Raw genomic sequence first — 21499 nt, 5'->3', positions numbered from 1 at the left:
ATCCGCTTCTATCTCCCCAAATCCTTTATAAAATCCAAAAGAATAAAATCCAGTTAATCAGTATAATCAGCGTAATCCTGAGAAAGACAAAATCCGCGCCTAGATATACTGGAAATTCGTTTTCGGCGTAATGTTCAGTAACGTTTGGTAGATCAGCTGGATCGTATTTTCAATATCATCTTTCTTCACCATTTCTACGGTAGTGTGCATATAGCGTAAGGGTAAGCTGATCAGGGCGGAAGGCGTGCCGTCATTGCTGTAGGCAAATGCATCTGTGTCAGTACCGGTACTGCGGCTTACCGCATGTAGCTGGTGAGGAATGTCGTTCTTTTTGGCGGTTTTGATGATGAGGTCACGGAGGATGTTATGTACTGCCGGACCATAAGTAATGCTGGGACCACTGCCGCATTTTATTTCTCCCTCAATATTTTTGTTGATCATCGGGGTAGTGGTATCATGCGTTACATCGGTGATGATGGCCACATTGGGCTTAATACGTTTGGCGATCATTTCTGCGCCGCGCAAACCTACTTCTTCCTGTACGGCATTCACGATATAAAGACCAAAAGGAAGCTGCTGCTTCTTTTCTTTCAGCAAACGGGCAACTTCTGCAATCATGAAACCACCGATACGGTTGTCGATAGCGCGGCAGATGTAGTAGTCGTAGTTCAGTTCCTCGAAACCATCTTCAAATGTGCATACACAACCTACGTGTATACCCAGTTCCTCTACTTCTTTGCGGGAGCGTGCGCCGCAATCGAGGAAAATATTTTCCACCTTTGGTTGCGGTTCTTTGCCATCGCCGCTGCGGATGCGGGTATGGATAGCCGGCCAGCCGAAAACGGCTTTTACCGTACCTTTCTCGGTATGGATATTCACGCGCTTGGAAGGAGCAATCTGCTGGTCGGAGCCGCCATTGCGGATGACGTAGATCAGGCCTTCCGGGGAGATGTAGTTTACAAACCAGGAAATTTCATCCGCATGGGCTTCGATCACCACTTTGAATTCCGCTTTAGGATTGATAATACCTACTGCAGATCCGTAGGAGTCTACAAAATATTCATCGATATAAGGCGTCAGGTATTTCAGCCAGAGCTTTTGTCCTTCTTTCTCAAAACCGGTAGGAGACGGGTTATTCAGGTACGTTTCCAGGAATGTCAGTGATTCCTTGTTGAATATTGATTTCTGTTTTTTAGACATAATATTTGCAGATTGTGACGCGACAAATGTAAGGAAAACGCCGGATTGTGCTCGTCCGGGTTAAACGATCATGAGATATAATACGGCCGACAAGGCCATGAATCCATCCAGTACGAAGTAGAACAGGTAATCGGAATCGGTGTGCTGCGCTTTCCGGGTGATGATGGCCGTGGCGATGACCGGTATCTGGAGGGTAACCACAGCGGGCAGCGTGGTATAGGGCCACATTAAACCTGCGCTTACGGCGGCTACCAGCAGGGAAGCGTAATAAAGCCGCATCAGGTTTTTCTCATCCAGGGTAGTGATCAGGCTGCGGATGCCTTCTTTCTTATCTGATTCCAGGTCGCGGTAATCAAATAAGATACAGATCGCATAGATAAGACCAAAACGGTGTATGGTGAGGTATACCAATGGCTGGGTGACCACGTTGTCCGCTATCAGCGCCGGAAGCACAGTGGTTACATAGGTCCATACGAAGGTGAGGAACAGTGTTTTCCCAATGGCTATTTTGCTGAGCCACCTGAATGCTTTGTGCGGTACTTTGGGAGCAGAATACAAAAAAGTGAGTACTGCGCTGCCACTGAGTACCAGCCAGTGCTCGCGCAGCTGCCAGAAAAACCACAGAGAGCCTGCCAGGCCTATGCCGCATAAGGTGAGCATAAGGGTACGGTGACGGTTACCCCAAAGAATTCTTTCTGAGGCTGAGTAGGCGCCGGGTGTAAGGTACCAGTGAAAATTGTAACTGCAGATGGTGGAAAAGAAAACAAAAAGGTAAAAGGTATTATGCGGGTAATCGAGTGCCAGCAACTGGTTGGTTTGCCATACCATCAGGATGGCGCATCCGGAAATATAAACGGAGGTGAAGAGAATAAGGTTGAAAAGACTGCGGAGCATATATTTAGCTTTTAGCACCCCGCTTTTTAGTATGAAAAAGCGGGGCGCCATTTGCTACAAAGGTATATTGCCATGTTTTTTTCGCGGCATATTTACCACTTTATTTTCGAGCATTTTGAAAGCCTTGATCAGTTTGATACGGGTCATTTCAGGTTTAATCACTTCGTCGATGTATCCCTTTTCTGCCGCCAGGTAAGGGTTTGCGAATCTTTCCGTGTAATCGGCCACGAGTTCGTTCATGCGTGCTTCCGGATCCGGCACCGCATCAATTTCTCTTTTGAAGATGATTTCCACCGCTCCTTTAGCACCCATTACAGCAATTTCGGCCTGTGGAAAAGCGAAGTTGAGGTCGGCGCCGATGTGCTTGGAATTCATTACACAGTAGGCGCCGCCATAGGCTTTGCGGGTGGTAACGGTAAGCTTGGGTACCGTTGCTTCGCTGAGTGCGTACAGCAGTTTAGCGCCGTTGGTGATAATGCCGTTCCATTCCTGGTCGGTGCCGGGCAGGAAGCCGGGCACGTCTACCAGCACCAGCAATGGAACGTTAAATGCATCGCAGAAGCGGGTAAACCGGGCGCCTTTTACGGAGGCATGAATGTCGAGTACTCCTGCGAGGTGGGCAGGCTGATTGGCTACTATACCGATGCTCCTGCCGGCAATGCGGGCGAAGCCAACGATCATGTTCTCTGCAAAGTTTTTATGCACCTCGAAGAAGCTGCCGGCATCCGTAATCTGCTCGATGGCTTCTTTCATGTCGTACGGCTGGTTCGGATGCTCCGGGATCAGCGTGTTGAGGGCATCGCGTATTTCGTTCCCTGGTTCGTAGGGGTATACCGGTGCGGTTTCTTCACAGTTCTGCGGCACATAGCTCAGGAGCTGCTTGATATACTGAATACATTCTATTTCATTCGCGCAGGCAAAATGGGTTACACCGCTTTTAGCGGCGTGCGTTTGGGCGCCACCCAGTTCTTCTGAAGTTACTTCCTCGTGGGTAACGGTTTTTACCACGTTGGGGCCTGTCACAAACATATAAGATGTTTGTTCCACCATCATGATGAAGTCGGTGATAGCAGGGGAATATACGGCGCCGCCAGCACAGGGTCCCATGATGGCGGAGATCTGCGGGATCACGCCGGAAGCCCTGGTATTGCGGTAAAAGATATCGGCGTAGCCGCCAAGACTCACCACACCTTCCTGGATGCGGGCGCCGCCGCTGTCGTTTAAACCGATGAGAGGAGCGCCGTTCTGCATGGCCAGGTCCATGATCTTGCAGATCTTGCGGGCATGCGGTTCGGATAAGCTACCGCCATATACGGTGAAGTCCTGTGAAAAAACATAAGTCAAACGGCCGTGGATGGTCCCGTAGCCGGTTACCACGCCGTCGCCGAGAAACTGTTCCTGGTCGGCGGTGAGTCCGCGGTTACGGTTAGTGACCAGCATATCCAGTTCTTCGAAAGAACCTTCATCCATCAGTAACTGTATCCTTTCTCTGGCAGTCAGCTTACCTTTTTTATGCTGGGAAGCAATACGTACATCTCCTCCGCCAAGCATTGCTTCGGCGATCTTGGCCTGTAGTTCTTCTATTTTATCCATATGCTAAAAATCAAAAGTAAAGCTAAAAATAAAAGGATTCCTTTGGTAAAAGGAATCCTTAAATGTATGATATTTTAGAATGTAACGTTTGTCAGGGAATGTTGTAAGGTATTTTCGGGGTAGCGATGGTGTCGCTGATATTCCCGGCATTATCACGGATAAATACGAGGAAATGAATGCTGTCGCTCGGGCTTTGGTAGGTTCTGAAATCCACAGGATCGAGCCGGATTGCTACTTCTGCTTTTACGCTGTTTCCCCTGTTGGCGCCAATTTCAGGCATCCGTCTCACAATATAGAAGGTGTCCTGTAGTTTGGTATCATAGATAGGAGCTATCTGCAAAGTGTCTTCTATGTCCCCGTCGCCATCCCGGACATCGAGCGTTACAAACATTACCTGGGTACTGGTTACCACGCTGTCGAGCGAATATCCTTTGAAGCTGAGAGTGGGTTTGGTGCCTATTTTATCCTTTTTACAGGCGTAAAATAACCCGGCCAGCAGGAACAAAAACAGAATTTTCTTCATAAAACAAACCTACATTAATTTAGGAAATATACAAATATTCAGTTATCGCTATCCATCTATACCAAAACGTTTTTTTGTGACAATTGTTACTTACTGCGGATAGATTTATTCTTCTCCCTAACTTTGTGCGATTTTAAATTCAGCTTTACATGACCGCCGTATCACCGGAATATATATTTTCATTAACCCAAAACGGGCTGGAAGCCGCTGCACTGGAGCTGTTTCAGTACCAGTACCGGGAAAATGACCTGTACAGGGCCTATACTGATGCCCTGCGCATCCCGCCTGCTTCGGTGAAAAGCATTCTTGAAATCCCCTATCTCCCCATACAATTTTTCAAATCACATACCGTCGTATGCGGCCAGTTTGAGCCTGAGCTGATCTTTGAAAGCAGCGGCACCACCCAAACGGTGAACAGCCGGCACCTGGTGAAGCACTCTGCGATCTACACCCGGAGCTTCATGACGGCGTTTGAACAGTTTTATGGCCCGGTGAGCGATTACGTGGTAGTGGGATTGTTACCTTCCTACCTGGAGCGCCAGCATTCTTCGCTGGTGCGCATGGTGCAGGAAATGACCCTCCGCAGCGGACACGCGGAAAGCGGCTTTTACCTGTATGAACATGATAAGTTGTTTCAACAGCTGCAGGCGCTGGAAGCGCGCGGACAAAAGGTATTGCTGATAGGCGTGACTTTCGGGTTACTGGATTTTGCAGAACAGTATACTCTTTCCCTGAAAAATACCATCGTCATGGAAACCGGCGGCATGAAGGGCAGAAGAGAGGAGTGGACCCGGGAGGAAGTACATGCTTTCCTCAAAGAACGGCTGGGAACAGCCTGTATCCATGCGGAATATGGCATGACGGAGCTGTTATCACAGGCTTATTCCAAATGTGATGGCTTGTTTGAAACCCCTCCCTGGATGAAAGTACTGCTGCGTGATGAAAACGATCCTTTCCAGCTTACTGCCGGCAAAGGCGCGGGCGTCATGAACGTAATTGACCTGGCTAATATTTACTCCTGTGCATTCATTGCCACCGAAGACATTGGCCGTATCCATGCTGATGGCCGGTTTGAAGTACTGGGCCGGCTGGACAACTCCGCGTTAAGAGGCTGCAGCCTGATGGTTAGCTAGCATGTTAAATTTATATGATGTGTTTATTCGTCCATGGCGGCGAGGTGCAGAAGCGCCGGTAATTTGGCGGGATCGTGCATAATGGCGGAAAGGGACGACATATAGGGAAAGGAATGATGGTCCATTCCAAATTTATGAAGCAGGTATACATCCAGTTGCTCCGGCGAGGTATGTCCCTGTATGTAATCACTGAGATAAAAGAGAAATCGCTGTCTTTCTTTTTCAGATAACAACACCAGCGCCACCTTGTCTTTCAGGCTGTTATGCTGCCCCGACCGGAAAATCCTCAGTGCCTGTTTGTAGTGAGCCAACGCCAGTTCACCGGCAGAAGCATGCAATAGCTGGGTACAAAAATAATCTACCGCGATATCATCAAAGAAACCCGCTCCATCGTCGGTACCGGGCTCGTTGTGCCAGGTAGCCCACTGGATCAGCTGCTCCCTGGTGATATAGCCGGTAAGCATCGCTTCCAGCTGGTGAATAACCCCTTCGCGGGTGGGAGTGGTATCAGAAGCATGCGAAATAGCAGTGACTATATCCTGGTAATAATCCTCATTGATTTCACTGGCAGTCTGGAACAGTAACCTGCTCACTTCAGTGTCTGATTCTTCTCCGGCCTTCTGTTGCAGCGGGGATACGCTGCGCAATTCATCTATTACTTCCTGTCTTGTTTTAGTACCACGTAAATATGCCTTCAATAATGTTACAAAGTAAACGGACGTTACAGGCGACATTTCATTTTTCATGGGCCGAGTTTAATTCATATTTCATTGGGTACAGGCCAAAAATAGGATAAAATGCTGAATAGTGATGCCGGTTATCACACCATTTGCCATACTCTCTTTACCGGTTATCCGCCTTTAACATTTTTTTTGGTTGCCGGGAAAACTAAAACAGGTAATTTTCCGTAAGCTTTCCACTACGAAACATAAACAACGATCATCACGTCTGTCTGTCAGAAACATATATTTTCTCACCAGTTTCTTAAATTTTCAAGAAGATGAAAAACAACAATCCTATCAGCAAAAAAGTACTGTTTTCCGGCTCTCTTGTTGCCGGAGCTATCCTCGGTATGGCTGCATTGCAGGTAACTGCAAACCCCGGCAGTTATACTAACCTGGGTTCCGGCGCAGCCGTAAGAAGTACATTAACCGGCGCATCCGGCAATACAGCCAATGCGATTGAACTGTCATGTGGTGCAAAAAAAGACAGCGCTGCTGCCGGTAAAACAAAAGAAGGTAAATGCGGTCAGGGTAAATGTGGTGAAGGAAAATGCGGCGATAAAAAAGGTAAGAAAGGAGATAAGCATAAAAAAGACAGTACAAAATCCGGTAGCTGATTTTCCGGATAAGGTAAAGACCGGTATCATATGCACGCCGGTCTTTACCTGTATTTTAACCTCCTAAATGTACGACCATGGTAGGTATAGGTTTTCGCAGGGAGTTTGCTGAAGAGATGATCAGCGGCGAACATATCCGCCCCGACTTTATTGAGTTTGCCCCTGAAAACTGGATGAACATTGGCGGATACTGGAAGAAGGTACTGCACCGCGTGGTAGAAAAATATCCCGTGCTTTGTCATGGGCTTTCCCTTTCTATCGGTAGCCCTGAAGCGCTGGATAAATCGTTTCTCCAGTATATAAAAAAATTTCTCCGGGAATACAACGTACAGATCTACTCAGAGCATCTCAGCTATTCCAAGTGTGATAACGCACATATGTACGACCTGTTGCCCATTCCCTTCCGGATGGATGCGGTAAGGCATATTGCCAGCCGTATACAGCAGGTGCAGGATTATTTGCAACGCCCGCTGGTAATGGAAATTGTATCTTATTACACACCGGTAGCCGCAGAAATGAGTGAAGTGGATTTTATTAATGAAGTGGTAAAACAATCCGGCTGCCAGTTGCTCCTGGATGTGAACAACATTTATGTAAATGCTTTCAACCACCAGTACGATGCCAAAGCATTTATACAACAACTGCCCCTCAGTAAAGTTGCTTACATACATATGGCAGGTCATGAACAGGTAGCTCCTGATCTGATCATTGACACGCACGGGGAACCAATTATAGACCCGGTGTACGACCTTTTTGAATGGACCATTCAGCACCTGCAACCCGTACCGGTTTTACTGGAAAGGGATTTTAATATCCCGGAAATGGCGGAACTGCAGGGAGAGTTAACCAGGTTGAAAAATATTTGTCATAAACAATGGAAACGGAAAGATGAACTTGTTGCCTGACACTTATCATATCCAGCAAACTTTTTCCACCTATTGCAGAACCGGTGAAAAAGTGAAGCTGCCCGGCGTAGCGCCGCACCGGCTGAAACACTACCGCCAGCTGGTATTTAACATGATCCGGGATACTATGGAGCATGCATTCCCCATTGCATTTAAACATATTCCCACCACCAGGTGGAATAAAATGGTGAAGGAATTTTTTTCAAGGCATGCATGTCAGTCGTATCAGGTATGGAAACTCCCCCTGGAGTTTTATACTTACGCGGTAGAGCATAACTGGGAAGATACTTATGATATCCCCTTTCTCAACGACCTCCTCGCTTTTGAGTGGGCCGAAATGGAGGTGTATAACATGGAAGATATACCGGCGCCGGCCCATTCCCTTTCCGGCAACTGGCTGGATACCCCGCTGGTACTTAATCCTGAGCACCGGCTGCTATCTTTTAACTACCCCGTTCACCTGGTAGCGAAGCCGAAAGAACTGCTGAAAAACAAAGGGGTTTATTTTGTGCTGCTGTTCCGCCACCCGGAAACAGGGCATGTAGAGTTCACGGACCTGTCGCCCTGGCTGGCTTTCCTTACTGAGCAGTTAACACTCGGCATCACGGTAAAGGATATACTGGAATATGCGCCGCAGCTGAATATAACGGACACGGGTACACTGGAGCGGGATACGCTGGCTTTTTTAAAGCACATGCAGCAATTACATTTTGTACTGGGCTTCCGGCAATAAGAAAGTCAGGTCCCCGGTCATACTTTGCCACAGAAGTCGTAATTTCGGCCCCGTTCATAGTGATGATCATATGCAATTAGCCCGGGAAACGATTGGTAGCGAATTACAGCGGTTTGAGGAAATTTTTCATGATGCCATGCGAAGTGATGTACTGTTGCTGAACAGGATCATGGCAGATATTGCTGCCCACAAAGGGAAGCAGATGCGTCCGATGTTTGTGCTGCTGTGCGCCCGGTTGTGTGGCGCCATCAATGATGCCAGCTACCGCGCCGCACTCCTGGTGGAGATGCTGCATACCGCTTCTCTTGTGCACGACGACATGGTAGATGACGCCATGAAACGCCGCAGCACATTTTCCGTAAACGCGCTCTGGAAAAATCGTGTATCCGTAATGGTGGGCGACCAGCTCTTTACCAAAGGCGTACTGCTGGCCCTTGATAACAACGACCCCGGCCTGCTTAAAATTTACGCCGCCGCTATTCAGCAAATGATAGAAGGAGAGTTGCTCCAGATGACCAAAGCCAATAAGCTCAGCTTTGAGGAAAAGGATTATTATGATCTCATCAATGCTAAAACTGCCTCCTTCCTGGCCGCTGCCTGCGCCGCCGGCGCCACATCCGCCTGCGATAACCCGGAAACTATCCAGCTGTTGCACAACTTCGGACAAAAAGTAGGCATGGCCTTTCAACTAAAAGACGACCTGTTTGACTATGGAAATACCGACATCGGTAAACCTACCGGTAATGATATCAAAGAAAAGAAAGTAACCCTCCCCCTTATTTATGCCGTTCAGCATGCCGGCCCGGCGCTGCGGAAAAAGATGCTTCATATAGTAAAGCACCAGCATACCGACAAGGATAAAGTAAACTTTGTAGTGGAAACGGTGAACCAGTCGGGTGGACTTGATTACGCCACCCAAAAAATGATGGAATACCGCGATGAAGCATTCCGGATACTCTTTACTTTTCCGCCGTCACCCACGCGGGCGGCATTGGAGGAATTGGTACGTTATACCACCGATAGGGCATATTGATCTGGACCCGCATGGGGATGTATGATAACGATAAAGTCCTGCATTATTAACACCTGTGAAGACTACCCCCGTCATTGTGAATGAAGAATTTGAAAAAAGGCTCATGGAGATGAAGGCCGTGTAACCTCCCGGATTAAATTTTAAAAAATAATTCACAAAAAACTATGAAAAATCCTTTTAGCTAATTACATTTGGTACAGTAGCGTTAAAAAAACAACCAGAATTTAAAGAGCATTGATAGTACTGATGACCAGTAAGACCCTGTGTTTGCTGTAGTTTCCCCACTGTGCATTAGTACTGCCATTACTGAAAACCAGAATTACAGACCGATTGAAAATTTCACGTTAATTAATCTAATCTTGTTTCCATGACTCAACGTTCATTACATCCTGATAGGGTCACCCGCTGCCCCTAACTACCCACGGGCGTTATGTTTCCACAGTCGACATTATTTTCGCATCCTGCTTATGCTGACAAGGCATTTTGCATGGCAGATATTGTGCTGTAGTAGCCATGGCGAACGCTGATCTCTAAATCACAGACATTCCCCTAAAGGGAACAGGGCAACCTATGCCCGTTCATGTCAAAAAATAGTTAATCTGGTGTAAAGCTTCTTTTACGCCCTGGGATTCTCATTCCTAAATATTGCATGTATGAAATACTTTTACTTTTTCCTGCACAGAGGTATTTATTTTTTTGCAGCAATGTGCCTGGTGAGTACATCATCGGAAGCACAGAATGTGTTGTTCAAAAATAACAAAGATACCTCCGGTGTGAATGCAGATTCACTTGCCTTTTCCAAAGTGACATCTACCAGGCGGGACACACTGGGATATTTTCCCAACAATGAACTCTTCCTGAAACGTAGTACCAGTGGGGCTATTTCTTCAGTAGACATTGGCGAGGTTAAAAAACTTCCCTATACCAGTATCGACCAGATGCTGATAGGAAGGGTAACGGGAGTGGATGTACGAATTCCCTCGGCAGAACCCGGAAAACGCAACAGCGTATTTGTAAGAGGTACCTCTTCCCTGCTCCTGAGCAACCGCGATTTGTTTTATGCGCAACCCACTTATGTGGTCGACGGTGTGCCCTTGATCATGGAGCATGCTTTCGCCTATGACATTCAGCGGTTCGATTTTAACAGGATGGGAACGGAAACCAACCTGCTTGGCTTCCTCGATATCAATGATATTGAGAGCATCGAAGTGCTGAAAGATTTTGCTGCCAGCGCAAAATATGGTCCCAATGCTGCCAACGGCATAATCAACATCACTACCAAAGCACCCCGGGTGGGGCAGATGCGGGTGTCGGTAAATGCTTATGCCGGTGTATCATTAAAACCTGCGGTAGATGCAGTGAATGGCAGATATGAAAGTGATTTCCGCCTGCCCTTCTACCAGAAATATGCTGATGAAACACAGTGGCGTAACTTTCCCCGCTACCTGGCAGATTCTTCCCAGGCCCGCTACTATGGCCCGGCTAACTGGGATGATCTTTTTCTGAGAAACGCATTCACGGAAGGTATCCAGGCTGCTGTAAGCGGAGGAACGCCGTATGCCAACTTCCGTTTCAGCATCGGGCAATCCTCGCAACAGGGCGTATATGACAAAACAGGCATCAAACGCTACGATGTAAACTTCGGGATCAACATCCAGCCCGTCAGGAACCTGATTTTTACAACAGATATTTCTGTAGCTAACCAAAACCGGAAACGGAATGAATTTATCCGCGACCGCGCCGGGGATGAAGACTATCTCTTTAACTACGATGCACCTTTATCTCCCAACAAAGCCTATCTCCAACAATATTATACGGCGCTGGAAAATACCATTAACCGGAACAAGAATAATTCTGCCCGTATCATTGCCAATGCGAAGTATAGCTTCTTATCGCACTTCACCTGGAACACCCGTTTTGCTATCGACTACGGGCAAAATTTCCGCGACTTCTTTGTACCTACGGCCCTCGGCGAAGGCAACAGTTATGTATCCAATTATGATGGGCTGAACAGGCGGATGATCCTGGACAATTCCCTGCAGTTTGAAAAAACTTTCCCGGGAAAACATCATCTTGAAATAACACTTGGTCAGTATGGCCAGTGGGACAAATGGCGCTATGATTATGGCCGCGCCTACAAAGGTTCCAGCGATTATGTGAAGATCTATCAGCCGGGTACAGATCAGCAGAAAGAAGGCCGCTTCGGCAACTTCCGCCTGATGTTTAACACCAAAGATTTTACGCAGTCGCGGCTGGCATCTTTCTATACTAATGTCGGGTATAACTTCAACGAAAAATATTTTGTTTCCCTGTATGTGAGAAGAGATGGCAGCTCCTACCTCGATGCAGATAACCGCTGGCTGATATCGCCTACTTTATCTGCTTCCTGGAAAGTGCATAAGGAAGATTTCCTGAAAGAATCTTCCTGGCTGAGTAACCTGAATGTCCGCGCCAGCTGGGGCCGTGTAGGCCGTTTGCTGATGGATGAAATGTATACCGGTGGACCGGTATATAACGTAGATGCAGGTTGGAATGGTGTGCCTAATATGTCTACCTACAACGGTTTCCCTGTTATTAACGCCGGCTACACCACCGGCTATGTAGTGCCGGGTACTTCGTGGCCGGTAGTAGAGCAACTGAACGGCGGCATTGATATCGGTCTTTTTCACGACCGGTTACGCGCCTCGCTGGATGTATATGCCAAAACAGACCGTAACCTGGTACTGAAGGTGCCTACATTGGAAGAAGAAGGATATACCGGTATCGTAAAAAATGGTATGGACATCCGGAACTACGGCTATGAATTGTCTATCGATGCAGACGTAGTGAAAGGAAAGAAATTCCAATGGACCACCGGTATCAATATCTATACAAACCAGAATAAGCTGATGGCTTTGCCCGACGGGATTACCGACCTGGTGATCAATAACCGCCGTTTCCTCGTAGGAAAACCGGTAGACCGTTACTGGCTGCTGCTCAACGAAGGTATTTACAACTCCGATGATGAGGTGCCTGTGAATCCAAAAACAGGCAGGAAGATGACTTACCAGGGTGTAACCCTGAAAAAAGGAGATCCTAAATGGACAGATTTAACCGGCGATTTTAATATCAATGATGCAGACCGTGTAATGAAAGGCCGCCTGTCGCCCGCTGCTACCGGAGGTTTTACCAACACCTTCCATTATGGTGCGTGGGACGTGAACATCCTGCTGAATTATTCCTTTGGCCGTAAAGTGATTAACCAGGCATTGGCCGATCGTTTTGACTTTGCCAACAGGGAAGCCATTGATGATCCAAAGGCGATAAAGGAAATCAGCTGGTGGTCGAAAGTAGAAGGCGACTACAGCAAAATACCGCAATACAATCCCTGGAGCGCAGTATATGCCTACCAGCCCAACCAGACCCTGTTCCTCGAAGACGCCTCTTTTGTAAAGCTCCGCGCATTAACGGTGGCCTACAATATGCAAACAGACTGGATGAAACGTTCGGGCGTTGAGCACCTGCGTATTTATGCCACCGGTAACAACCTGCTTACCTGGACAAAGTACAAGGGCGGCGATCCGGAAGCCGTGAGTTATTTCGGATATGACGAAGGATATTATAACTGGGCGGCTCCGCGCACGTTTACACTGGGCTTTAATTTTCAATTCTGATGTTAAAAAACAAGATCATGAGAAATATCGCTGTTGTTGGGGTGATACTATTACTGGCAGGTGGCATGCTGTCCTGCAAAAAAATGCTGGATGTGCCTTCACATCGTGCCCTGACAGAAGAAAATATGTGGCAGACTAAAAATGATGCACGCGCAGGATTATCTGCCTGCTATGCTTTAATGCGCGCTGCAATGTCAAACGAAAATGCACACTGGGTGTACGGAGATCTGCGTGGTGGCGATTTTCAGTCGACCAAGCGCGGCGATCTGCGCGCAGTAGTGGAAAGTAACCTGAACGCCAGTTATTCTACTATGGAGGAATGGCGCGACTGGCGAAGATTTTATACGGCTATTGCACAATGCAATCTTACGATAGAAAAATTACCACAGGTAACCGCTACCGATTATCGTTACTCACAAAACGATATGAAGCTGGACCGCGCACAGGCGATTTACATCCGCGCATTTCTTTACTATTATATTGTAAGAATCTGGGGAGATGTGCCACTGGTAATTGCGCCGTCAGATGGAGTAGCAAAAACGATCTCCCGTGAAAAATGGGATAAAGTACTGGATTATGCTGCCGCCGAAGCAAAATCCTGTATTGATGGTTTACCCTGGAAATACAATGGGAAGTCGCCGGAACAACAGGGCGATTACCGCGGCCAGGGTGAATCACATCACATTTCCATCACCATCACAAAAGGAATGGCCTATACGTTGCTCGCACACATTTATAACTGGAAGGGCGAATACGATAAGTCGCTCGAGTATGCCAACACCGTCATCAACAACCAGTCGAACACCGGTTACGGTTTTGTGAGCCTGAACGATCTTACCAGGCTGGATGGCGCATTCCGCGGACGTATCGGGGCCAACATTTTCCAGATAGATATGAACTTTGACCACGCAGAAATATCGTCTACCGGTCAGCTGGAAGACTGGACCCTCCGTGAGCCTTATATTCCAAAAAGGGAATCTGAAATTTATGTGCCGAAAGACAGTGTACTAAAGATCTATAGCGAATCGAGGGAACAACGCCCTACCTATTTCTTTACAAAAATGGAAGAAGCTTATCCCATCTTTTACAAGATGAAACAAATCAACGGCGCGGTGAAAGACCCCGTACTGAAAATGTATTCGTCTTGTATAATCGTATTCCGTTATGAGGAGTTGTACCTGCTGCGCGCAGAAGCTAAAGCCCGGTTGGGACAAACCGCGGAAGCACAAAAAGACCTGAACCAGATCCGTAACTCCCGCGCACTCAAAAATGTAAACGTAGCTACTGCCGGGCAGGAGCTGCTGGATGCTATTTTGCTGGAACGCAGAAGAGAGTTGATAGGAGAAGGATGGTACTGGTACGACCTGGTACATTTCAAAAAGATTCCGCAATATACCAGGCTTACACAGGCTGATGTGGACAGGGGCGCCGCCTTGTGGCCACTGTCGCAGGAAGCGCTGTCCAACAATAGCGCGCTGGTTCAAAATTCTTTCTGGAAATAATAAATCACTGCCATGAAAAAATATTTAATACTACTGGCTGTTACGGCTTGTTTTGCATGCGAAAAAGGAATGCAGGACTACCGGAATGCAAAGCCCGTATCGGAAGTGAAGGTAAGTACTTATGATTTTCTCAAACAACAGGGAGGATTATATGATACCCTGCTATTACTGATAGACCGTGTAAAGCTTACCGATACACTTAGAAATCAACAGGTCACTTTTTTTGTTCCGCAGGACAACAGTATTTCCACAGCCATCAGGAACGTGAATTTTTCCAGGGAACGCCTCGGCGATAAAGGCAACTGGACACTGGATAGTATTCCGCTGACGGTATGGGATAGTCTTTTGCGGCGCTATATCGTGCGTGGACTGGTAACCGCCGATTCGCTGAGATATGCGGATGGCAGTGACCTTGAATCTTTGTACGGTCATGAAATGAATGGTAAAACCGCCAGCACCAATGCTTCCGGCGCGGTGGGCGCAGGCACCGCGGTGTTGCAGTACAGCGATAAAAATGATTCCAGGTTTACAAAAGACTGGTCCGTTGCGCTTACGCAAAACGTGGACATCAAATCTACCAACGGATTGATGCACATTTTAGAAACCCGGCATGTATTCGGCTTTACCTCTTTTGTTGGAAAAGCCTATCCCAGGTCACTGGAGCCGGCGCAGGGACCGTACCTGGGCTACCCGATTGAAATACCTGGTATTGTGAATGCAGCGGATTATGACGAAGGCCCCAAGGGAGTGGCTTACAATTATCGTAATCCCAATGGCGGTCATACTTACCGTCCCGATGATCCGGGCACAGAAAACTGCTCGCAGGGTGATGGGGCTACAAGTCCCGGTGGTAACTATAATATCGGCTGGACCAGCGACGGCGACTGGGTACGATATACGGTTGATATTAAAGAAGCAGGAAAATATAAAGTAGAACTGAGGATAGCCGGGAATGGCGGTGGTCTTATTTATCTTTTGATAGATGAAGTAAGGGTATGTGAAGACATCCCGATACAAGGTACCGGCGGCTGGCAAACCTGGCAGGGCGCATTCGGAACGGCAGATCTGCCCGCAGGAAAACACCTGATGAAAGTGATGATCAAGAAAGCCAACCTGAACCTGCACCGTCTCATCTTCACCAAAATAAACCCATAGCAATGAAAAGGCAAGTATATACTTTATTAATAGCCGGCACACTGGCGATTACGGTAACAGGCTGCTACAAGCAGTTGTTGCCGGATGAGAAAGAGCATTTCAGTAATAACGCCAACTTTGACGGCGATACGTACCAGGCCAATTTTGGACGTACCAATGTGTTCTACGGAAAATTTAATGCAGACAATTCAACGCAGCCACTCACTTTTGAAATGCAAAATATCGCACGCCCCGATGGCACGCCTGCACCGGAATTGCTGGAGCAGGTGAATACCTGGCAGTGGAAAGAGTATTATAGTGGTACAGAAAAAACCGTAGCGGAAATTGAAGCCAAACGTATCCAGGTAAAAAGGCCGGTCCTTGACATGCGCTCTACTTCAGGTGATCTTGTTTTCTGGGCTACTGATACCTCCAAAATAAAACAAGGCATTTACACCTTCGATATCCTGGTGAAGAATAAAGGAGGACAGAAAACTTTCCAGAAAAGAAAGCTGGATCTCCGCCGCCCGCGACCGTATGAGCCTTACGAGTTTGATGACATCACCGGCCTGCAAAAGAAAGTGCCTAATACCGATAATCTTCTTTACAATCATCCTACCGTAATAGGCGTGCAGGATATGCAGAACAATGAGATTAACAGCGAGCAGGTAAATGTATATTTCGTTAAAACAGGTACTGCTAAGAATACACTGACATTCAAGTTTTATGATAAGGACTCCTTACCAATCAAAATGTCGAAGTTTAATGTTACCAAATGGGACAGCCTGAGATATTACAGCAACACCGTTGGTACGACTGTGAATTTTGGCTTTAACCGCAAGTTTTCACCAGACAGTGCCACTGTTACCTGGGATGTAACCAGCCCTTACCCGGTACTGGCGGACGTGGGGATTAATGAAAAAGCCAGCGTCATGTTCATCTATGAGCGCATTTCCTATGGTGTGCGCCGGCAGGCAGGTATCGGCTACGGCTTTGCCGTATTTGAACCGGGCAGCTGGGACGTGATCTTCAAGTTTAAAGTAAATCCCAAGTTTACCAACGATTAAACCGGTAACTGTATTCTGAATCATTAAAATATTAGTGCCATGAAAAAACGGTACATACATACGTTGGTTGTGCTTCTCCTGTTACTTGCGGGAGCAGGCAACAGGGTATATGCCCAACAGGCTGTTACCATCAAGGGTAGGGTAACGGACGCCGGTTCCAAAGAGGGAATCCCGGGCGTAACTATCATTGATGTAAAAAATAATAAAGGTCTTGGTGTTACAGACCCCACCGGTCGTTTTACTATTTCGGTGGAACCCGATAAAACCATCCAGTTCCGGTACATCGGCTATCGCCTGGAAACGGTTAAAACAGGAAGTGTAACTACGCTTAACATTACCCTGAACCCGGAGAATAAGTCGCTGAAAGAAACGGTGATCATAGGTTACCAGAAGCGTACCAAGGAAACATCATCCGGGGCTGCGGGCGTAATCGACGGAAAAGCGCTGCAGGATGTGCCGGTATCCAATATCCAGGAACTCCTGCAGGGAAAGATAGCGGGCCTCAATATCCAGAACAATTCCGGTGCGCCGGGTTTTCGTGGTACCATGTCCGTTAGAGGGGTTTCCCAGCTGGATGTAAGCGGCAGCGGTGATAATGCCTATCTTACCAGTAACAACCCGTTGCTGGTAATTGATAACGTACCGGTAGATTTCGATGGCGGTATTTCGCAGTCGATGTTGCAACCAGGCGCCGCCACTGGCCCGCTCGCCTTAATTCCGCCGGAAGACGTGGAATCCATCGTGGTAATGAAAGATGCGCAGGCTACTGCTTTGTATGGTTCACGTGGCGCCAACGGCGTAATTGTGGTAACCACCAAACGTGGTAATTCACCTACGCCGATCATCGACATCAACAGCAGTTTATTTGTGAACCTGCCGCCGAATTTGCGACCTACCATTGGGGGTAATGCGGAGCGCAGGTATCGCATCAACTCCATCATGAAAAATGCGAGGGATTTGCAGGACGCCCGCAGTATACTGAGCGATCCCAATTCCCAGTTCCTGACAGACAGCCTGAATGCTTTCTATAATAATTCTACCGACTGGCAGGGATTATTTTACCAAACGACTTTAAATACCAATAATAACGTACAGATCAGCGGAGGTAACCTGAAAATGAACTACAAGGCCAACTTTGCTTACCAGATGAACCAGGGCGTATTGAAAAATACCGGTTTTAATAAGTATAGCCTGAACATGCAGTTGTATATGCAACCCAGCAAGAAACTGCGTATTGGTGCGCAGTTGTTCAGTGCGCTGGGTCAAAAGCAACGTGGTAACGGCGGAGGATTAACTAACAATGGTGCGGGAAATTCCTTCACCTCTTCCCTGATGCCCGGCCCTTCTACCTTTGTTGGCAACCCCCAGCTGAGTGGATATGAAAATAATATAGATGATAACAATACCCTCAATATCCGTGGTTTCGTGGATGTGGACTATGAAATTATCAACGGGCTGCGTATCAACTCTACTACTTCTTACGACTACTATACCGATACCAGGGACCGGTTTAATCAATCGTTTTCCAATAACAACCAAACCGGTTTATACGGTTTCGTAGGCCGGCACGATGAGCTCAACACCAGGAACGGCGTGAACTACAGCTACAGCAGCAGACCTGCCGACCTGGAAAAAAGCCATAACATATATGCCAGCGTATTCAGTGAAGTGAACATCAAATCAGATGACCAGCACGTGAAAGATATACGCAATGGTCCGAATGATTACTACTGGGGACCCCGTGGTTACTCTCCGCGGTTCTATCCCGGTAACCCCTGGAACAACGCTAATGAAATAAATGTAAATGGTACGCCGGTATCTTATGTATATCATGCCGCATCGTGGGCAGGGTTCTTCTCCTATAACTACCGTACGAAGTATGTGCTGGACCTGGCTTACCGGTTGGATGGAAACTCTTCAGCGGGTATCAATAACCCCTATACGAAAAATCCATCTGTGGGCGTACGCTGGAACTTTAATAAAGAAAACCTGATGCGGCGCTGGAACTGGCTGGATTATGGATCGGTGCGTGTAACCTATGGCGTTAACAGCCGTCCTACCGCTACCATCCTCAATTCACTGGGCCAATATGAAAGTGTGAAAAACTACAATAACGCCGTTTCTATCAATCCCAACTACAACGTGCTGGCGAACCCTTACATGGAACCGGAGAAGTCGTCCCAGTTCAACTTCGGTGTAGACCTGGGCCTGTTCAGAAGCCGCGTGGAAATCATCTACGATACTTATTACAGGAACAACTACAACCTGGTGCGGGATATACCGCTGCCCAATTCTACGGGGTATGGTAAAATGCAGGTCAACGGTGGCGCTATTGTGAACTATGGCCATGAGCTGTCTATCACCACGCGGCCTATTATGAACCGTGATCCCAAAGGATTCCAGTGGACCTTCTCCATAAATGGTGCGTATAACAAAGGCGTGCTCACGGAATTGCCGGGAGGCTCGCAGCTCTTTATAGCAGTGGATCAAAACACTTACCAGAGCATTGCATTGAAAGTGGGCAGGAATCCGCAGAGCAATTACATGTACCAGACAGACGGCGTATACAGCAATACTTCCGATGTACCGGTAGATCCCATCAGGGGCGTGCGTTACAAAGCGTTTAAAGGTCCCGGTACCCAGTACTTCCAGGCAGGAGATCCTATCTGGAGGGATCTGAACGGCGACTACGCACTGGATGGCGCCGACTATGTGATCATGGGTAACCCGGAGCCAATGTTCACCGGCGGTTTGAACAATACGGTGAGCTACCGGAACCTGTCGCTCAATATCAACTGTACTTTCCTGGCAGACCGCAGCATCCTGAATAACGCTATCGCTGCGAGGATCTACCGCCTGCAGTATCCCAACCTGTTGAGTAAGAACGACGGTACCGCCGCCGGTCCTATCAACCTGTATGATATCAATCAGATTGACTACTGGAAAAATCCGGGCGACAAAGCATCGCATCCTGCCATCGTAGGTTCTTTTGATCACGATGCACAGGTAGCGCCCAACAGGCTGGATCAGAGCCTGTATATGGAAGATGGCTCTTACTTCAAAATCAACCAGATCACACTGGCTTACCAGTTCCGTGACTTTGATTTTATGAAGCGGCTGAAGCTGCGGGTATTGCGTGCTTATCTCACTGCATACAACGTAGGCATCTTCTCAAAATATACTGGGCCTAATCCTGAAACCGTTACCTCACTCGGAAGGGACGATATCAATGGGTACCCAAATGCCACCAGTTTGACATTCGGTATTGGCGCTCAATTTTAATGACACTTAAATTATTTTCAGATGAAACATTGGTTTAAAATAGGAATGCTTTTCTGCCTTTTGCTGGGCGTGGGCTCCTGTAAGAAATTTCTGGAAGTAAAGCCACTGGATACCCTTTCCGGAAAGGATTTCTGGAAAACAAGAGGCGATGCACAGAAGGCGGTTAGTGGTATATATTCAAAGCTGCTGCAAAAATTTACCAACGGCGTTATATATAATGTAGGCGATTTCAGGGCCGGTAACTGGAACTGGTTTGATAAGAACGGTTTCCGCAATCTCGCCGCCAACCGCCTGCTGCAGGCCGGTGGCGACGGTATAGAAGATATCCCGGACTGGGGATTATTTTACCAGGCGATTGCTACCGCCAATCTTTGTATCGACAGGATACCAGGTATTGAAGATCCGGCTTTCAGCTCAAGGGAGAAAAAAGCCCTGGTGGCAGAAGCCCGCTTTGTACGCGCGTTCATCTACTTCTATATGTCACGGCTATACGGAGATGTGCCCCTGCAAACAGACCCGTATGATATTACGCTGAGGCCGCGCGAGAAAATGCTGACAGTATTGGACTTCTGTCTGAAAGACCTCGAAGGATGTAAAGACGATATGGTGATTTCCTACGACGATCCTACCAACAGGGCGGTACGCGGCACCAAAGGCGCTGCGCTGGCACTGATGGCGCATATCAATATGTGGAGCGCCGGTTTTGATCCCGCCAATCAACAGAAATACTGGACACAAACCGCCGATCTGATCAAAGAACTGATGGCGCTGAACGAATACAAACTGTTGCCTTACACCAAAGAAACATTCCAGACCATTTTCAAAGGCCGCTCAGAAGAAGGCATTTTTGAACTGTCGCTGGATGCTAACTATGGTGGCGCTTTCCACTATCTCATCTGCCAGTGGACCCTGCACGATCCCATTATCCGGGATGGACTGAACGGGAATAGTGAAATCACTCCCATGGTAAGGCACCTCGACAGGGTCTATCCCCGCGGTGAATCCGACAAACGGATAGACCTGTGGTTCGATGATCCGTATGCTTCCAAGGGAGAAAAGAAACCGATGTTCCTGAAATTTTCCGCGATCACCAATCCAATTACCAGGGATTATGACGCCAACTTCATCCTGTTCCGCTATGCAGATGTAATTCTGCTGAGGGCGGAAGCATTGGCCAACCTGGGAAACAGAAATGCTGAAGCGATAGAGATGCTGAACCTGGTACGCGACAGGGCAGGCGCCAAGCTGTATGCCGGCGGTGGTGGAGAACCGCTGAAAACGGCTATTTTTTATGAAAGGGAAAAGGAACTGATGGGAGAAGGACACCTGTGGTATGACCTCATCCGCACCGGAAGAATCGGCGACAGAATACTGACGGAGAATCCCCTCACACCGGATCTCATGGAAAAAGGCGCATGGACCTGGCCGATATCATCATCGGCAGTAAACAACAATCCGTTGGTCACCAGAAATCAATACTGGATACAATAACTGTAAAAAATATTCAC

Annotated in this window: 16 protein-coding genes; 11 read left to right on the top strand and 5 right to left on the bottom strand. The window is 47.6% G+C overall.

Going from position 1 to position 21499, the window contains the following annotated elements:
• Nucleotides 1-99 precede the first annotated feature (99 nt).
• The 4 genes from AB6805_RS28595 to AB6805_RS28580 form a co-directional block, all read right to left on the bottom strand.
• Entirely contained in the window at nucleotides 100-1200 is a 1101-nt protein-coding gene (locus tag AB6805_RS28595; RefSeq protein ID WP_370912851.1) for a M42 family metallopeptidase, read from the bottom strand.
• Between the two features lie 60 nt (nucleotides 1201-1260).
• A complete protein-coding gene (locus AB6805_RS28590; protein ID WP_370912850.1) occupies nucleotides 1261-2094 on the bottom strand; it encodes a UbiA family prenyltransferase in 834 nt (277 codons plus the stop codon).
• Nucleotides 2095-2148: 54 nt separating this feature from the next.
• Nucleotides 2149-3687: an acyl-CoA carboxylase subunit beta gene (locus tag AB6805_RS28585; protein ID WP_370912849.1), complete on the bottom strand. Its 1539-nt coding sequence runs from the start codon at nucleotides 3685-3687 to the stop codon at nucleotides 2149-2151.
• A 91-nt stretch (nucleotides 3688-3778) separates the two neighbouring features.
• Nucleotides 3779-4210 (bottom strand): hypothetical protein, encoded by a 432-nt coding sequence (locus AB6805_RS28580; protein WP_370912848.1) that lies wholly within the window; start codon nucleotides 4208-4210, stop codon nucleotides 3779-3781.
• Nucleotides 4211-4359: 149 nt separating this feature from the next.
• Between AB6805_RS28580 and AB6805_RS28575 the strand changes: the two genes are divergently transcribed.
• Nucleotides 4360-5343, top strand: a complete 984-nt coding sequence (locus AB6805_RS28575; protein WP_370912847.1) for an acyl transferase — start codon at nucleotides 4360-4362, stop codon at nucleotides 5341-5343.
• A 23-nt stretch (nucleotides 5344-5366) separates the two neighbouring features.
• Here the strand turns inward: AB6805_RS28575 and AB6805_RS28570 are convergent, their stop codons facing one another.
• The gene (locus AB6805_RS28570; protein WP_370912846.1) at nucleotides 5367-6089 is read right to left on the bottom strand and encodes a hypothetical protein; all 723 of its coding nucleotides are present in this window, start codon (nucleotides 6087-6089) and stop codon (nucleotides 5367-5369) included.
• A 254-nt stretch (nucleotides 6090-6343) separates the two neighbouring features.
• Here AB6805_RS28570 and AB6805_RS28565 point away from each other — a divergent pair, with 254 nt between their 5' ends.
• The 10 genes from AB6805_RS28565 (at nucleotide 6344) to AB6805_RS28520 (ending at nucleotide 21482) form a co-directional block, all read left to right on the top strand.
• Nucleotides 6344-6682 carry a hypothetical protein gene (locus tag AB6805_RS28565; RefSeq protein WP_370912845.1) on the top strand — a complete coding sequence of 113 codons (339 nt, stop codon included), beginning with the start codon at nucleotides 6344-6346 and terminating at the stop codon, nucleotides 6680-6682.
• Nucleotides 6683-6759: 77 nt separating this feature from the next.
• Nucleotides 6760-7587, top strand: coding sequence for a DUF692 domain-containing protein (locus AB6805_RS28560; RefSeq protein ID WP_370912844.1), 828 nt, complete (start codon nucleotides 6760-6762; stop codon nucleotides 7585-7587).
• A complete protein-coding gene (locus AB6805_RS28555; protein WP_370912843.1) occupies nucleotides 7571-8320 on the top strand; it encodes a DUF2063 domain-containing protein in 750 nt (249 codons plus the stop codon). The genes AB6805_RS28560 and AB6805_RS28555 overlap by 17 nt, the downstream gene beginning before the upstream one ends.
• A gap of 70 nt (nucleotides 8321-8390) precedes the next feature.
• Nucleotides 8391-9353, top strand: a complete 963-nt coding sequence (locus AB6805_RS28550) for a polyprenyl synthetase family protein (RefSeq protein WP_370912842.1) — start codon at nucleotides 8391-8393, stop codon at nucleotides 9351-9353.
• A 653-nt stretch (nucleotides 9354-10006) separates the two neighbouring features.
• Nucleotides 10007-13006: a SusC/RagA family TonB-linked outer membrane protein gene (locus tag AB6805_RS28545; protein ID WP_370912841.1), complete on the top strand. Its 3000-nt coding sequence runs from the start codon at nucleotides 10007-10009 to the stop codon at nucleotides 13004-13006.
• A gap of 17 nt (nucleotides 13007-13023) precedes the next feature.
• Complete coding sequence (locus tag AB6805_RS28540) at nucleotides 13024-14508, top strand: RagB/SusD family nutrient uptake outer membrane protein (RefSeq protein ID WP_370912840.1); 1485 nt, start codon at nucleotides 13024-13026, stop codon at nucleotides 14506-14508.
• A gap of 12 nt (nucleotides 14509-14520) precedes the next feature.
• Nucleotides 14521-15663, top strand: coding sequence for a carbohydrate-binding protein (locus AB6805_RS28535; RefSeq protein ID WP_370912839.1), 1143 nt, complete (start codon nucleotides 14521-14523; stop codon nucleotides 15661-15663).
• A gap of 2 nt (nucleotides 15664-15665) precedes the next feature.
• Nucleotides 15666-16709, top strand: coding sequence for a DUF5007 domain-containing protein (locus tag AB6805_RS28530; RefSeq protein ID WP_370912838.1), 1044 nt, complete (start codon nucleotides 15666-15668; stop codon nucleotides 16707-16709).
• Nucleotides 16710-16748: 39 nt separating this feature from the next.
• Nucleotides 16749-19991, top strand: a complete 3243-nt coding sequence (locus AB6805_RS28525; protein WP_370912837.1) for a SusC/RagA family TonB-linked outer membrane protein — start codon at nucleotides 16749-16751, stop codon at nucleotides 19989-19991.
• Nucleotides 19992-20012: 21 nt separating this feature from the next.
• Complete coding sequence (locus tag AB6805_RS28520) at nucleotides 20013-21482, top strand: RagB/SusD family nutrient uptake outer membrane protein (protein WP_370912836.1); 1470 nt, start codon at nucleotides 20013-20015, stop codon at nucleotides 21480-21482.
• The last annotated feature ends 17 nt before the right edge of the window (nucleotides 21483-21499 follow it).

This window comes from Chitinophaga sp. RCC_12, from assembly GCF_041360695.1.
In the GTDB taxonomy this organism is placed as follows: Bacteria; Bacteroidota; Bacteroidia; order Chitinophagales; family Chitinophagaceae; genus Chitinophaga.
Note: the sequence above shows the minus strand (reverse complement) of the source record. Positions and strands in the feature narration are given on the sequence as shown.